The organism is Amycolatopsis rubida, from assembly GCF_900115345.1.
In the GTDB taxonomy this organism is placed as follows: domain Bacteria; phylum Actinomycetota; class Actinomycetes; order Mycobacteriales; family Pseudonocardiaceae; genus Amycolatopsis; species Amycolatopsis rubida.
This window is the reverse complement of record NZ_FOWC01000005.1, coordinates 340,413-354,539: the sequence shown is the minus strand read 5'-3', so window position 1 is coordinate 354,539 and position 14,127 is coordinate 340,413. Positions and strand designations below refer to the sequence as shown.

Below are 14,127 nucleotides of genomic sequence, written 5' to 3'. Positions count from 1 at the left end.
TTTCGACACTGATTGGCGGGCTAACGGGGGACATCGAAATCCACGGGACTGTCGCGGATGGCTTCGAGGTGGTCCGCGAGGAGTTCGAGACGGCGAGCGGGGGCGTGCAGCTGGCGGTCCGCGTGCCTGGGCGGCCGGTGGTTGATCTCTGGGCGGGCGAAGTCACGGAGGAGACGCTGACCGGCATGTATTCCTCGACCAGGGGGGCGACCACGCTGGTGGTGGCGTTGCTCGTGCTGGACCTGGACGAGCTGGTCGCGCGCCAGTGGTCGGAGTTCGCCGCCGCGGGCAAGGGCGGAATCACCGTGCGCGACGTGCTGACCCATCGTTCCGGCGTGATCGGGGCAGACGGCGGGCTGTCCGCTGAAGAAGCTGCGGACGATCGGGTGATCGCGCGACGGCTGGCTGGGCAGCGGCCGGGATCTGCTTGCGGTTACAGCGGATTCGCCGGGCTCTCCGTCGTCGCGGAGGCGGTCCGGCGGGTCACCGGGCGGTCGGTGCAGGAGCACTTCGAGACGCGGATCAGGGAACCGTACGGCTTGGACCGGTATCTCGGGCGGCCCCGGGCAGGCTGGTACCGCGAGGTGCTGCCCGGGGAGGCGAGCGCGGAGGAACTCGCCTCCCCGGGCCTACGTTCCGAGCCCGTACAGTCTGGGCGGCCGGCTACGGGCTCGATTCGACGCCGCCGCTGGATCAGGTAGCGTTCGTCAACACCCGGCGGGTGCGGTCGCTCGGGCAGGTTTCCGCAGGTGGGGATGGCAGCGCACGTGGGCTGTACGCGGCCGCGGTGTCCGGTGTGGACGGACGGCCGCCGTTGCTCGAACCCGGCACGCTCGGTGAGTTCGCGATGCTTCATTCCACCGGCCGCGACCTGGTGACGGGGGATGCGGGTCAGTACGCGCTCGGATTTCCGGCGAAGGGGTTGCGGTATCCGTTCCTCAGCGCGAATGCGTTCGGGCACAACGGGTCCGCCGGGGCCGACGTGGACCCGCGCGGCGGCATCGCTTTCGGGTACCCGCGGCGGCAGTTCTCCGCGACCTGGTCCTCTCCCGGACACGACCGGCCGGCCGCGGCGGCCAGCCGGGGAGAGCCGGGTAACCGCCGTGATGGGATGCTTGTCCCATGTCGCTGTTCTCGCGCCGTCCGGCCGAAACCCCGTCTGGCCCGTTCCGCTTCCGGATCTCCGGGATCTACCAGATCCCGACGCGCGGAATCGTGGTCACCGGCACGGTCACCGACGGCACCGTCCAGGTCGGCGCGAACGCCGTGGTGCGGCTGCCGGGCGGCGCCCGCCAGGTCGTGGTGACGAGGATCGAAACGGCGCGCCGCAAACGGCAGTCCGCGGCAGCCGGTGCCGAGGCCGGGCTCTACCTGTCCGGCCTCAGCGCCGACGACATCCCGGCCGTGCCCAGCGGCGACGGGCAGCGGCAGGACAACAACGCGCTGAGCGGCGTCGAGGTGACCTCGGCCTGAACGGAAAACTCGGTGTGAGCGTCACCTCTGGTGTCTTCACGCGGAGTGCAGTAAACACCCATTGTGCTCAATTCACCAGAACCGCGGCGGTCGTCGGCGCTCCGGCTGATCCGGTTCCTGCGGCTGGTGTACGCGGTGCCGCTCGGGCTCGCGATCGCGGGCGTCGTCGGCGGGTTCGTCCTCGATTACGGCTGGTACGTCGCGGCCGCGTCGGTCGGCATCAGCCTCACCATCATGGCGCTGATCCTCGGCAGCATCGCCAGGTCGCTGCACGGGACCGCGTCCCCGCAGAGCACGCGGTTCGTCCAGCGGCACGGCGACCGCGCGCTCGCCAAGATCGAACGCCTGAAAACGACCGGAACGCAGGTCAACGACGCCTACGTGACCGAATTGAAGCTGGTCGTCGCGCCACCGAACGAGACCGCGTACCGGGCGACGGCTCGGGAGTTGATCCATCCGGTGCGTTCCGCGGCGTATCAGCCGGGCACGGTCGTCGTGGTCAAGCACAGTCCGCGGTATCCCGGCGTGGTCGTGGTGGACGCCGACCCGCCGCGGGAATGGACTGAGCGGCCGTGGCAGGCCGGGGTCATTGGCGAGGAGCGCACGCCGGAACCCGAAGCGCGGCAGGGGAATGCCGTCGGGCGGCTGGCGATGACGGTGGTGAGCACGGTCGTCGTCGCGGTGGCGCTGCTGGTGCCGATCCGCGACGACGTTCTCGGCCAGCTGCTCTCCCCTCCGGACCTGTTCACCGCGGACGATTTGCGTGCTGGCGTGGCGAAACTGTCCGCGGAGAGCGAGCGTTTCGAAGACCTGACGGTGGAATCGGACCAGGTGCGCGCCACCGTTCCCGGCGCGTACCTCAGCTATCGCGGCGGCGCGGTCAAACGAGACTCGACCAGTACCGGCAAGCCGGACAAGCAATTCTCCGCGAACGAGGTCAACTTCGCCGCGATACCCGGCCTCGTCGCGAGTTTCGGCGGAGACCCGGCGGACGCGCGCGTGAGCATCCGCCGCGAGGCTGCCGGAATCACGATGACCGTCCGGTCGGCCAATGACAGCGACCGCCAGCTGGTCGCGGACGCGAAGGGCGTGCCGGCGCTCACTGCGGACGCGTTCACGGAGAACGGTTTCCGGCAGGTCGCCGAGTTGCTGACCAAGCTGAGCGGCCGCCAGGAAGCGTACGAGGCGATCATCCGGACCGACCACGTCGAGTTCCAGGTACCCGGCCCAGGTCCGGGCACTTCGGACGACTACGACTGGTATCGCGGACGTCTCGTCGAACACCGGCCCTCGCCGATCCAGCCGGATCCGGGCGCGCCGCTGTTCGCGGTGTCGAACCTGTCGCCGAAAGCGCTGCCCGCGATTCTCGCGAAGGTGAACGAGCGCATGCCCGGCTTCCCGCGTGACAAGGTTTCGGTCGCACTCAGGGAGAACGACGGAACGTGGAGCCTGACCACGTCCGTCGAGGACGAGTACGGCCGCGGTATCGAGGTGACTGCTTCGCCGGACGGGTCGACCGTCGCGGTGCTGCCCACCCGGTGACCGCCGCCCGGAAAACGGCGGTCACCGAGCAGGTCAGCCGCGTACGACCTGGGCGATCGCGTCGACGCCGCGGTCCAGTTCGGCTTCGGTGATCACCAGCGGCGGCGCGACGCGCAGCGTGCGGTCGTGCGTTTCCTTGCACAGCACGCCCAACCCGGCCAGAGCCTCGGACGCCGCCCGTCCGGTCGGACCGCCCGGCGCGATGTCGACGCCCGCCCACAAACCGCGTCCGCGGACCTCCGACACGCCGTCGCCGACCAGCTTCGCGAGCCGCTCGTGCAGGTGCGCGCCGAGTTCGGTGGACCGCTTCTGGTACTCGCCGGTCTGCAGCATCCGCACCACGGCGCGGCCGACCGCGCAAGCCAACGGGTTGCCGCCGAAGGTCGAACCGTGTTCGCCCGGCTTCAGCACGCCCAGAACGGCACGGCTGCCGACCACTGCGGACACCGGGACGATGCCGCCGCCGAGGGCCTTGCCCAGCGTGTACAGGTCAGCGCGGACGCCTTCGTGTTCCAGCGCCAGCACTGTGCCGGTGCGTGCGAGACCGGACTGGATTTCGTCGGCGATCATCAGCACGTTGTTCTCGTCGCACAGCCGTCGCACTGCGGCGAAGAACCCTTCGGGCGGCACGACGACGCCTGCCTCGCCCTGGATTGGCTCCATCAGCACGGCGGCGGTGCGCGGCGTGATGGCTGCTTTCAACGCTTCCGCGTCGCCGTAAGGCACCTGGACGAAGCCCGGCGTGAAGGGGCCGTAGTCGGCGCGCGCGGTTTCGTCGTCGGAGAACGAGACGATGGTGGTGGTGCGGCCGTGGAAGTTCGACGCCGCGACCACGATTTCCGCCGTGCCCGCCGGAACGCCCTTGACCTGGTACGCCCACTTGCGCGCGACCTTCACCGCGGACTCCACGGCTTCGGCCCCGGAGTTCATCGGCAGCACCATTTCGGTGCCGGTCAGCTCGGCCAGCTCGCGGCAGAACAGGCCCAGCTGGTCGTGGTGGAACGCGCGGGAGGTGAGCGTGACCCGGCCCAGCTGCTCGGTCGCGGCGGCGATCAGCTCGGGGTTGCGGTGGCCGAAGTTGAGCGCGGAGTATCCGGCCAGGAAGTCCAGATAGGACTTGCCGGCCACGTCGGTCACCGAAGCGCCCTCGGCTTCGGCGACCACGACCGGCAGCGGATGGTAGTTGTGCGTGCTCCATTGCTCGTCGAGCGCGATGAAGCCGTCGGAGGAGGTGGGACGCGCGGTGCCGGCAGGCTGGACGGACGCTGTCATGCGTTCAGGCTAGAGGCCGTTCGCGGGGAGTTCAGCCGGGAAACGTTGCTTTCCCCCGTCGTTCGTTGCGCAATCGAGGGGTCTTGCCGGCGATTCGCTGCGCCGCTCGCTCGACCGGATGACACCCGGCCGGACCGGGGGAGAAGTCCCCGGGTTCGCCGGCCCCTCCGGTTATCGTCCCGGGATGGCGAAGAAGCAGCAGAACGGAAACCGGGTCCGCGACGCGCTCCGGGCGGGCGACGAGCTGCCGGACCCGGCTTCGTCGCCCGTGGGGCCGGAAAAGAAGGCGAAAGGCGGCAAGAAACTCGAGTCCGCCGGGGAACGGCTCGCCGGGTTGCAGGAAGCGTTGTACGCGGAGGGCATCGGCGGCGGCACCCGCAGCGTGCTGTTGGTGTTGCAGGGTATGGACACCTCCGGCAAGGGCGGCACCGTCGGGCACGTGCTCGGCCTAGTGAATCCGATGGGTGTGCAGTACGCCGGGTTCAAGAAGCCGACGGCCGCCGAGCTCAAGCACGACTTCCTGTGGCGCATCCGCAAGAAGCTCCCGTCGCCGGGCCATCTCGGCGTGTTCGACCGCTCGCATTACGAGGACGTGCTCGTGCCGCGCGTGCTCGGCCAGCTTCCCGCGGCCGAGCGACGGAAGCGCTACACGCAGATCAACGCGTTCGAGAAGGAGCTGACCGACAACGGCACTGCCGTGGTGAAGGTGTTCCTGCACATCTCGCCGGAGGAGCAGCTCCGCCGGCTCACCGCGCGGCTGGACCGGCCGGAGAAGCGCTGGAAGTTCGACCCGTCGGACATCGAGGCGCGCCGGCAGTGGTCTGCGTACCAGAAGGCGTACGCCGACGTGTTGAAGCGCACGTCGACCGCGCACGCTCCGTGGTACGTCGTACCCGCCGACCGCAAGTGGTACCGGAATTGGGCGGTCGCCGAGCTGCTGGTGGAGACATTGACCGACCTGGACCCGCAGTTCCCGGAACCCGCGTATGACGTCGAAGAGCAGCGAGCCGCGCTGCAGGGTGTTGGCGTGTCCGGCTGAGCATCTGAAAGAGTGCTGGTCGTGACCGATTTCGCACTCGACGATGTTTCGTTCCTCCGCCAGCAGGCCCGCACCCAGCGGTTCACGCTCGGCGCGCCCAAGCAGTTCCGGGTCGCCCCGGACGGTTCGCGGGTGCTGTTCCTGCGCAGCGCCACCGGCACCGACCCGCGGCACAGCCTGTGGTCGTTCGACCTCGCGACCGGCGAGGAGACGAAGCTGATCGACGCCGCCGAGCTGGTGTCCGGCGACGAGGACCTGCCGCCGGAAGAGCGGGCGCGCCGCGAACGGGCCCGGGAGACCGGCGGCGGCGTGGTGGCCTTCGGCGTCGACGACGCGTTCACCGTCGTCACGTTCACGCTGTCGGGCAAGCTGTACACGCTCGACCTGGCGACCGGCGAGACGCGCATCCTGGTCGACGGCTCCGTGATCGACCCGCGGCCGAATCCGACCGGCACGCACGTCGCGTACGTGCGCGAGCGCCGGCTGCACGTGATCGAGCTGGCGACCGGAGAGGACCGCGTGCTCGTCGGCGAGGAGGACGAGGACGTCACCTGGGGTCTCGCGGAGTTCATCGCGGGCGAGGAGATGGATCGCACCCGCGGCTACTGGTGGGCGCCGGACGGGCGCAGCGTGATCGTGGAGCGCGCGGACCGCGGACCGGTGCCGCGCTGGACGATCGGCGACCCGGCGAACCCGCAGCAGCCGGCCAACGTCGTGGCGTACCCGTCGGCGGGCTCGCCGAACGCCGAGGTGTCGCTCGCTGTGCTGAGCCTGGACGGCAGCCGCGTCGACGTGGCACCAGGCGACTGGGAGTACCTGGTCACCGTGCACTGGTCGGCGGGCGGGCAGCCGCTGCTGGCCGTGCAGCCGCGGGACCAGAAGCGGCTGACCGTGCTCGCGTTGGACCCGTCCGACGGTTCGGTCGCCGAGGTGCACACCGAGACCGACGAGCACTGGGTCGAGATCTTCCAGGGCGTGCCCGCGTGGACCGCGGACGGCAAGCTGGTGGTGGAAAGCGCGGCGGACGGCGATCACCGGCTCGTGGTGGACGGCGAACCGGTCACGCCGCCGGGCATGCAGCTGCGGATGGTGCTGCACGTCGGCGACGAAATCCTTTTCACCGCTTCGGACGACGACCCGACGCAGATCCACCTGTACCGCACCGAAGGCGGCACGGTGCGTCGACTGTCCACAACGGACGGCGTGCACGTCGGTTCGGGCAGTGCGGCTCTCACGGTGCTTTCCTCGTGGAGTCTCGACCACAGCGGGCCGCGAGTGGTCGTGCTGCGAGACGGCGTCGAGGCGGGTTTGATCGAATCGTCCACTGTGGACCCGGAGATCGTGCCGAACCTGACCTGGCTCACACTCGGCGAACGGCGGCTGCGCGCGGCTTTGGTGCTGCCGCGAGGATACGAGCCCGGCGAGGGCAAGCTGCCCGTCCTGCTCGACCCGTACGGCGGCCCGCACGCGCAGCGGGTTCTTCAGAGCCGCAACGCTTTCCTGACCCCGCAGTGGCTCGCCGACCAGGGTTTCGCCGTGCTGGTCGCGGACGGCCGCGGGTCGCCCGGCCGCGGACCCGCGTGGGAGAAGGAGATCGCGGGCAAGCTCGCCGACGTCACGCTGGCCGACCAGGTCGACGCCCTGCACGCGGCCGCCGCCGCGTATCCCGAGCTGGACTTGGAGCGGGTCGCGATCCGCGGCTGGTCCTACGGCGGCTACCTGTCCGCGCTCGCCGTGCTGCGGCGGCCGGACGTGTTCCACGCGGCGGTCGCGGGCGCGCCGGTCACCGACTGGTCGCTGTACGACACCCACTACACCGAGCGTTACCTCGGCAAGCCGGACGACGAACCGGAAAGCTACGAGCACAACTCGCTCATCGCGAGTGCCGGTTCGCTTGAGCGGGCGCTGCTGATCGTGCACGGCCTGGCCGACGACAACGTCTTCCCGGCGCACGCGCTCCGGCTTTCCTCGGCGTTGCTGGCGAAGGGCCGTGCGCACGGCTTCCTGCCGCTCGCAGGCGCTACGCACATGACGCCGCAGGCCGAGGAGGTCGCGGAGAACCTCATGCGCACCCAGGTCGAGTGGATCCACCGGGAACTGGCCGCCCTCGGGAAGGAGCGCTGATGTCCCGCTGGGGTTGACGATCCCGCTCACCGGCGTCCCGCTCGTCGAGCAGCTGCCGGATCTCGGGTGCACCGCCGTCTGGAGTGCCGACGCGCCGCTCGCGCTGGCTGTGTTTGATCGTGCCAGCTTCGCCGTCGCGGCGGGATCGCCTTAGAGCCGGCACGCCGACGCGATCCCGCGTTTCGGTCCGGTCGGAACCACCCCTTGGCTCAAGCCAGGCGCATCCGCGACACAGTGCGGTTCCTGCGTTCGGCGTTGGCGGGGGAGAAGGTGACCGAGGAGTACGAGACGTTCTCGGTCAGCAAGTTCCGCTTGGCGCGAGCGGCCGATCCGGTGCCGTCGATCATGCTGGCGGCGCTGCGGCCGGGCATGCTGCGGCTGGCTGCGGAAGAGACAGACGGAGCGAGCACGAACTGGCTCGCCGCTTCGGGCGTGCCGAAGGTACACGAGGTCGTCGGCCCGGATTTTCGTGTGTCCCACCGAGGCCGCGCTCGGCCGCGTCGAATCGTGCCGTGAGCAGGTGCGGTCCTATGTGGACAACGGGCTGACCACGCCGGTGCTGCCGACCGGCGGCGACGTCTTCGAGCAGGTGCGCGGGCTCGCTCCGCCGCGCTGACCCCTTCCTCGCAACGGCCGGTGCTCCCCGTAACGGGGAGCACCGGCCGTCTTTCGCGCGGGCATCCGCTCTGGCCTGCGGTTTCGCCGGGATGTGGCCCCGCTCGCGGCGTGCCGGTGGGTGTCCGTATTGTTGCTCAGGGTAAGGCAAGGTTACCCTAAGAAAGGCGGCTCCATGGCGGATGCGCCCTCAGCGCCGACGGCCTCGTCCGGTGTCGCTTCGGCGGAGTGGCTCGCGGGTGGCTCCGGCGGTGCGGACCGGCTGGCCCAGCTGCTTCCGGCGGCGCTGCGCGGGATGGCGGCGGGCACGGCCGAACGCGGCGGTCCGGTCCCGGCGGGCGGCCCGGCCGCGGTGGCGGCGACCCTCGCCCGCACCCAGTCCGCCGACGGGCTCCCTCGGCACGGAGTGGGCGCCGAACAAGCCCTGGAAGAGCTTTCCGCCCTGCTCGCCGCCGGATCCGCCGATCCGGCCGATCCGGCGTGCGCCGCGCACCTGCACTGCCCGCCGCTGGCCGTTTCCGTGGCCGCTGACGTCGTCGCCGCCGCGCTGAACCCGTCCATGGACTCCTGGGACCAGGCCCCGGTCGCGAGCGAGATCGAGCGCGAGTTCACCACCGGGATCGCCCGGCTCTGCTACCCGGACGCCGCCCGCCCGGACGCCGTCATCACCTCCGGCGGCACCGAATCCAACCTCCTCGGCCTCCTGCTCGCCCGGGAATCCGCTGTCACACGACCGGTTTGCGGAGCGAATTCGCACCACAGCGTCGCTCGCGCCGCATGGCTGCTCGGACTGCCCGCGCCGGTCGTAGTGCCGTGCGTGGACGACCGCATGGTCCCGTCCGCCTTGGCCGAGGCGTTGGCGCCCCTTGGCGCGCAGGCCGTGGTCGTCGCCACCGCAGGCACCACCAACACCGGCCGGATCGACCCGTTGCCGGAGATCGCCGAAATCTGCCGCCGGACCGGAGCGCGTCTGCACGTCGACGCGGCGTACGGCGGTCTCGCGCTCTGCAGCGAAACCCTCCGCTCCCGCGTCGCCGGGCTGGAGCTAGCCGATTCGGTCGCGCTTGACCTGCACAAATTCGGCTGGCAACCGGTCGCCGCCGGCGTCTTCGCCGCGCGCGGGGAGACCGATCTGCAGGCGCTCACCGTCCGCGCCGAGTACCTCAACGCCGACGACGACACCGAAGCGGGACTGCCCGATCTGCTCGGCCGTTCGCTGCGCACGTCCCGGCGTCCGGACGCGTTCCGGATGGCGGTCACGCTGCGCGCGCTCGGCGTTTCGGGGATCGGTGCGCTCGTGGAACGCTGTTGTGCCAACGCTTCCGGCGTGCACGTGCTGGTCGAAGACCATCCGGCGCTGCGGTCGTGGGGCGCGCCTGAACTGTCCACAGTGGTCTTCCGCCCGGTGGCGGCCGACGAACTGCCGGGAACGGCCGGAGACGACCTGGTCGCGCAGGTGCGCCGCACGCTTCTGGAGGGCGGCACCGCGGTGATCGGTCGCGGTGCGCTGCCGACCGGACCGGACGGCGAGGCGCAGCTGTGGCTCAAACTCACCCTTCTGCACCCGCACACCACACCCGCCGACTACCGCGCGCTGCTCGACGCGGTGGCCGCGGTCGCGGCTGACCTGCGCACGAGCGTCACCCGGGAAAGCCCGGTCGCGTCGTGAGGCGCTACGACGTCGCCGGGGTCGGGATCGGGCCGTTCAACCTGTCGCTGGCAGCGCTGGCGGATCCGCTCGACCAGCTGGAGGTGGTGCTGTTCGACGCCCGTCCCGAGTTCCGCTGGCACCCCGGGCTGCTCCTGGACGGCGCGACGCTGCAGGTGCCGTTCCTCGCCGACCTGGTGACGCTCGTCGACCCGACCAACCGCCATTCGTTCCTCAACTACCTGCGCGAACGCGGCCGGTTGCTGCCGTTCTACTTCGCTGAGCGGTTCCATCCGCCGCGCGCCGAGTACGACGACTACGGCCGCTGGGCCGCGTCCAGGCTGCCGTCGTGCCGGTTCGGGCACGAGGTCACCGGCTTGCGCTGGATCGACCGTGAAGAGGCGTTCGAGCTGACCGTCGATGGTGTGGAACCGGTGCTGGCGACGGCGGTCGTGCTCGGCGTCGGCACCCAGCCGAACGTGCCGGAACCGTTGCGGCCCTTGGTGTCTGCGTCCGATGTGCTCGCGCTGCATTCCGCGGACTACCTCACGCATCGGCCGGAGCTGATCGCTGCGGATTCGGTGACCGTGGTCGGCTCAGGTCAGTCGGGCGCTGAGGTGTTTCTCGACCTGCTGCGTGCGCGATCCGCTGTGGACGGTCTGCGGTGGCTCGCGCGGACGCCCGCGTTCGCGCCGATGGAGTACTCGAAGCTCGGCCTGGAGCAGTTCACTCCGGACTACACCGCGTACTTCCACGGCCTTTCCGAAGCGGTCCGGGACAAGCTTCTCCCGGCGCAATGGCAGCTGTACCAAGGGATCGACGCCGAGACGATGGCGGAGATCCACGACGAGCTGTACCGCCGGAGCATCGGCGGCGGCTGGCCGGGCGCGGCGCTGACGCCGGGCGTCGAGGTGGTGTCCGCGACCGTCGGCGACGGGATCGAGCTGGGGCTGCGGCATGTCCAGCAAGGAACGACCGCGCCGCACCGGACGACCGCCGTGGTGGCTGCCACCGGCTATGCCGAAACGCCGACCGGGCCGTTGCTGCGGGGACTCGGCGAAGCGGTCCGCCGCGATGCGCGGGGGCGGCTCGTGATCGGTGCCGGCTATCGGGTCGAACTCGACGTGCCGGGTCCGTTGTTCGTGCAGAACGCGGAACGGCACACGCACGGTCCCGGCGCGCCGGATCTCGGGCTCGGTGCGTGGCGGGCGGCGGCGATTCTCAACGCGGTATGCGGAAAACCGGTGTACGACCTGCCCGGACGGACAGCGTTCACCACGTTCGGCCTCGACCAGACGGAGGACCTGTGACCCTGACCGACGACGCTGCTTGGCGGGCCGCGGGCTCGCTCGTCACGCACAAAATGCTCGGCGAGTTGTCCTACGAAGCGATGCTGGTGCCGGAGCCCGGCGAACCGACGCGGGCCGGACACCGCGGCTGGCAACTCGACCTGCCCGACGGCGTTTCGTACCGTTTCGAAGCACGCCGAGGCGCGTTCGAGTCGTGGACAGTGCTGCCCGGCAGCGCGATCCGGATCGCTGACGGCGTGGAAGCCCCGGCGGACGATCCGCGCGCGTTGGTCGTCGACGCACGCGAACGGCTGGGTCTCACTGGCTTGCGATTGGCGGACGTCCTTGCCGAGCTGACCTCGACGGTCGCCAACGAGGCAACCCGGTTGCGCCGCGCACCGACCGCCGCCGCACTGTCCACGACGGACTACAACCTCGCCGACGGTCATCTCACCGGCCACCCCCGGCTGGTCCTCAACAAGGGCCGCGTCGGGTTTTCCGCCCGCGACCGTGCCCGTTACGCACCCGAATCCGGAGCGGACATCCGGCTGCGCTGGTACGCCGTGCACCGCGATCTCGCGCAGTTCCGCAGCGTGGCCGGGCTCGACGCGGAAACCCTGCTGCGCGACGAGCTGGACGATCAGACCCGCGCCGAGTTCACCGCCCGCACGGCACAGCTCGGCGCTCCCGCCGACTACGTCTGGGTGCCGGTGCATCCTTGGCAGGCCGACGAGATCATCGGCACGCTGTACGCCGCCGAACTGGCGACCGGCCGGATGGCCGAGCTGGGGGAGAGCCGCGACGTCTACCGTCCACATCAGACAGTCCGGACGCTGGCCAACCGCTCCCGGCCGGACCGCCACGACGTGAAAACCGCTGTCTCCGTGCGAAACACGCTCGTGTACCGCGGCCTGAACTCCGCGGCGACGCTCGCCGGGCCGTCGGTCACCGAATGGCTGCGCGGGATCGACGCGGCCGACCCGCTGCTGTCCGGGAAGTACCGCTTCGAGCTGCTCGGCGAGGTCGCGAGCGTTTCGGTCCGGCATCCGCTGTTCGGCTCGCTGGAGGAGCTGCCGTACCGGTTCCACGAAACGCTCGGCGCGCTGTGGCGTGAGCCGCTCGTCGCCCGGCTCGCCGAGGGGGAACAGGCGATCTCGTTCGCCGCGCTGCCGTATCGCGATGCCGCTGGCGAGACCGTGCTGACCAGGCTGATCACGCAGTCCGGCGGCGGTGCGGAGGCGTGGTTGTCGCGGTTGTTCGACCTGCTGCTCACCCCGTTGCTGCACTGGCTGCTCCAGTACGGCGTCGGATTCTGCCCGCACGGCCAGAACCTCGTGCTCGTGGTGGACGCGGACGGCCGCCCGCTGCGCACCGCGATCAAGGACTTCGCGCAGGGCGTCGACCTGCTGGACGAGGAACTGCCCTGCTACGCGGACCTTCCGCCGGACGCCGCCGCCGACATGCTGCGCTGGCCCGCGCATCTGCTCGCGCAGTCGCTGTTCAGCTCGGTTTTCTCCGGGCAGCTGCGGTTCTGGGCGGAACTCCTGCTGGACGATCTCGGGCTGGCGCGCGGCGGCTTCTGGGCGCTGGTGCGCGAGGTCGTCGGCCGCTACCGCGACGAAAACTCCGAGGTGGCCGAGCGATTCGACGCCTGCCGGTTGTTCGCGCCGGACGTCGAGCGGGTCACGCTCAACCGGGAGCATCTCGCCGGACAGGGCTTCGACAAGGTGGAACGCGACGACGAGTTCGACGTTCGCTGGGGCCGCGTGCCCAATCCGCTGCACGCGCCCGATCCGGACGGTGCCTGGTGAGCCCGTTCGACCGTCCGGTCGGGCCGCGGTCGCTGGCCGTGCGCGCCGAAGCGGGCTCGGCCGCGGCTGAGGTGCTGCGTCGAGTGCTGGCCGAGGACGGCGCTCGGCTGGTGCTTTTGGTGCCCGATCCGCACGCGCGGTTCGCGGCGGTCGAGCTGGCCGCGCCGTTCGCCGCCGAGGTGCTGGACAGCGGATACGGCGTGTGCAGCTACGTCTTCGCCTGGACGCCGGAGCGCGAGCCGCTGCCGGAGGTCGACGCGCTGAAGCCGTATCTCGGCGGGTTCGGCGACCTGCGCGTGCGGCTCGACGCGGCGACGGCTTTTCGTCTCGGCGACCAGACGTGGGCGGTGGTCGGGGACGCGGAGTTCCCGTCCGGCGAACCGGCTGGGCTGGCGCCGCGGACAGTGGTGCGGACGCAGCTGGCGCGGCTGGAAGAGCACGGGCTGGTTCCGTCGATCGGGATCGAGCACGAGGTGGTTTTCCGTAGTTCGGCAGAGGAACCGCTCACCGGTCATGGCGTGGACTATGCCCTCGGCGGCACCGAACGCCTCGCGCCGCTGCTGGCGGATCTGCGGTCCGCGACGGCCGGTCTCGGCGTGGAATCGGCGCGGGCGGAGTGTCACCCGGGCCAGTACGAGGTCGTCCTGCGGCATCGCGACGCGCTCGCGGCCTGCGATGACGCGTTGCTGCTGCAGATGGTGACCCGGCGGGTGGCCGCCCGGCACGGCGCGCGAGCCGACTACCTCGCCGCACCGGAACCCGGTCAGGGGAATTCATGCCACGTTCACCTGTCCCTGTCCGCTTCGGACGGACCAGCCGGGTTTCCGCTCGCGCTGGGGGCTTTTCTGGCCGGAGTGCTGCGGGACGCGCGAGCGTTGTCCGCGGTGTGGGCTCCGACCTGGAACAGCTATGTCCGGCTGCGCACCGCTCCGTTCTCGCCGCGTGAACTGCGGTGGGGGCCGGACGACCGGACGGCCTCGATCCGGTTGTGCGGGACGTCGCGGCTGGAGTTCCGCTTCGCGGGCGCGGACGCCCAGCCGCATCTCGTCGTCGCCGCGCTGATCGCCGCCGGTACCGCGGGCCTGGCAGAACAGCTGTCGTCGCCGGACGCGGGCGCTCTGTGCGGACAGCTGGCGTCGTCGCCGTGGGAGGCGCTGGAGCTGCTCGAAAGGGGGCGGGCCGCGGAGTTGCTGGGGGAGGACGTCGCCGCGCAGCAGGCCGCGTTGCTGCGCGAGGAACTCGACGCCGCGCTCGGCTCGGTGACCGATCTGCACCGGCGGCGGGGCGCCTTGCGCTCGTGAGGACTTGCGCTGA

General features: G+C 70.8%; 11 protein-coding genes. 10 read left to right on the top strand and 1 reads right to left on the bottom strand.

The features are described 5' to 3' along the window. Positions 1-68: 68 nt before the first annotated feature. The 3 genes from BM362_RS48305 (at position 69) to BM362_RS22095 (ending at position 3,015) form a co-directional block, all read left to right on the top strand. The gene (locus tag BM362_RS48305; RefSeq protein WP_244287231.1) at positions 69-701 is read left to right on the top strand and encodes a serine hydrolase domain-containing protein; all 633 of its coding nucleotides are present in this window, start codon (positions 69-71) and stop codon (positions 699-701) included. A gap of 421 nt (positions 702-1,122) precedes the next feature. Next, positions 1,123-1,473 (top strand): hypothetical protein, encoded by a 351-nt coding sequence (locus BM362_RS22100; protein WP_093574371.1) that lies wholly within the window; start codon positions 1,123-1,125, stop codon positions 1,471-1,473. A 63-nt stretch (positions 1,474-1,536) separates the two neighbouring features. Continuing rightward, positions 1,537-3,015 (top strand): hypothetical protein, encoded by a 1,479-nt coding sequence (locus BM362_RS22095; protein ID WP_093574370.1) that lies wholly within the window; start codon positions 1,537-1,539, stop codon positions 3,013-3,015. A 33-nt stretch (positions 3,016-3,048) separates the two neighbouring features. Here the strand turns inward: BM362_RS22095 and rocD are convergent, their stop codons facing one another. Further along, positions 3,049-4,287 carry an ornithine--oxo-acid transaminase gene (rocD, locus tag BM362_RS22090; protein ID WP_093574369.1) on the bottom strand — a complete coding sequence of 413 codons (1,239 nt, stop codon included), beginning with the start codon at positions 4,285-4,287 and terminating at the stop codon, positions 3,049-3,051. Between the two features lie 184 nt (positions 4,288-4,471). On the opposite strand from rocD, the gene BM362_RS22085 reads away from it, so the two are divergent. The 7 genes from BM362_RS22085 to BM362_RS22055 all read left to right on the top strand — a co-directional run bounded on the left by BM362_RS22085 (position 4,472) and on the right by BM362_RS22055 (position 14,114). After that, the gene (locus BM362_RS22085; protein WP_067579348.1) at positions 4,472-5,326 is read left to right on the top strand and encodes a PPK2 family polyphosphate kinase; all 855 of its coding nucleotides are present in this window, start codon (positions 4,472-4,474) and stop codon (positions 5,324-5,326) included. A 12-nt stretch (positions 5,327-5,338) separates the two neighbouring features. Then, complete coding sequence (locus BM362_RS22080; RefSeq protein ID WP_425285720.1) at positions 5,339-7,450, top strand: S9 family peptidase; 2,112 nt, start codon at positions 5,339-5,341, stop codon at positions 7,448-7,450. A 204-nt stretch (positions 7,451-7,654) separates the two neighbouring features. Continuing rightward, the gene (locus BM362_RS22075) at positions 7,655-7,966 is read left to right on the top strand and encodes an LLM class flavin-dependent oxidoreductase (protein WP_425285719.1); all 312 of its coding nucleotides are present in this window, start codon (positions 7,655-7,657) and stop codon (positions 7,964-7,966) included. 274 nt (positions 7,967-8,240) lie between these two features. Next, on the top strand, positions 8,241-9,734 hold the full coding sequence (locus tag BM362_RS22070; RefSeq protein WP_093574368.1) for a pyridoxal phosphate-dependent decarboxylase family protein: 1,494 nt from the start codon (positions 8,241-8,243) through the stop codon (positions 9,732-9,734). Further along, positions 9,731-11,023 (top strand): lysine N(6)-hydroxylase/L-ornithine N(5)-oxygenase family protein, encoded by a 1,293-nt coding sequence (locus BM362_RS22065; RefSeq protein ID WP_093574367.1) that lies wholly within the window; start codon positions 9,731-9,733, stop codon positions 11,021-11,023. The genes BM362_RS22070 and BM362_RS22065 overlap by 4 nt, the downstream gene beginning before the upstream one ends. Continuing rightward, a complete protein-coding gene (locus tag BM362_RS22060) occupies positions 11,020-12,813 on the top strand; it encodes an IucA/IucC family protein (protein WP_093574366.1) in 1,794 nt (597 codons plus the stop codon). Before BM362_RS22065 ends, BM362_RS22060 begins: the two co-directional genes overlap by 4 nt. Beyond that, positions 12,810-14,114: a type I glutamate--ammonia ligase gene (locus BM362_RS22055; RefSeq protein WP_093574365.1), complete on the top strand. Its 1,305-nt coding sequence runs from the start codon at positions 12,810-12,812 to the stop codon at positions 14,112-14,114. Before BM362_RS22060 ends, BM362_RS22055 begins: the two co-directional genes overlap by 4 nt. Positions 14,115-14,127: the final 13 nt, after the last annotated feature.

What these genes read in the sequence shown, in the direction of transcription:
- BM362_RS22100 (WP_093574371.1), top strand. Translation starts at nt 1,123, where the DNA reads ATGTCGCTGTTCTCGCGCCGTCCGGCCGAAACCCCGTCTGGCCCGTTC.
- rocD (WP_093574369.1), bottom strand. Translation starts at nt 4,287, where the DNA reads ATGACAGCGTCCGTCCAGCCTGCCGGCACCGCGCGTCCCACCTCCTCC.
- BM362_RS22085 (WP_067579348.1), top strand. Translation starts at nt 4,472, where the DNA reads ATGGCGAAGAAGCAGCAGAACGGAAACCGGGTCCGCGACGCGCTCCGG.
- BM362_RS22070 (WP_093574368.1), top strand. Translation starts at nt 8,241, where the DNA reads ATGGCGGATGCGCCCTCAGCGCCGACGGCCTCGTCCGGTGTCGCTTCG.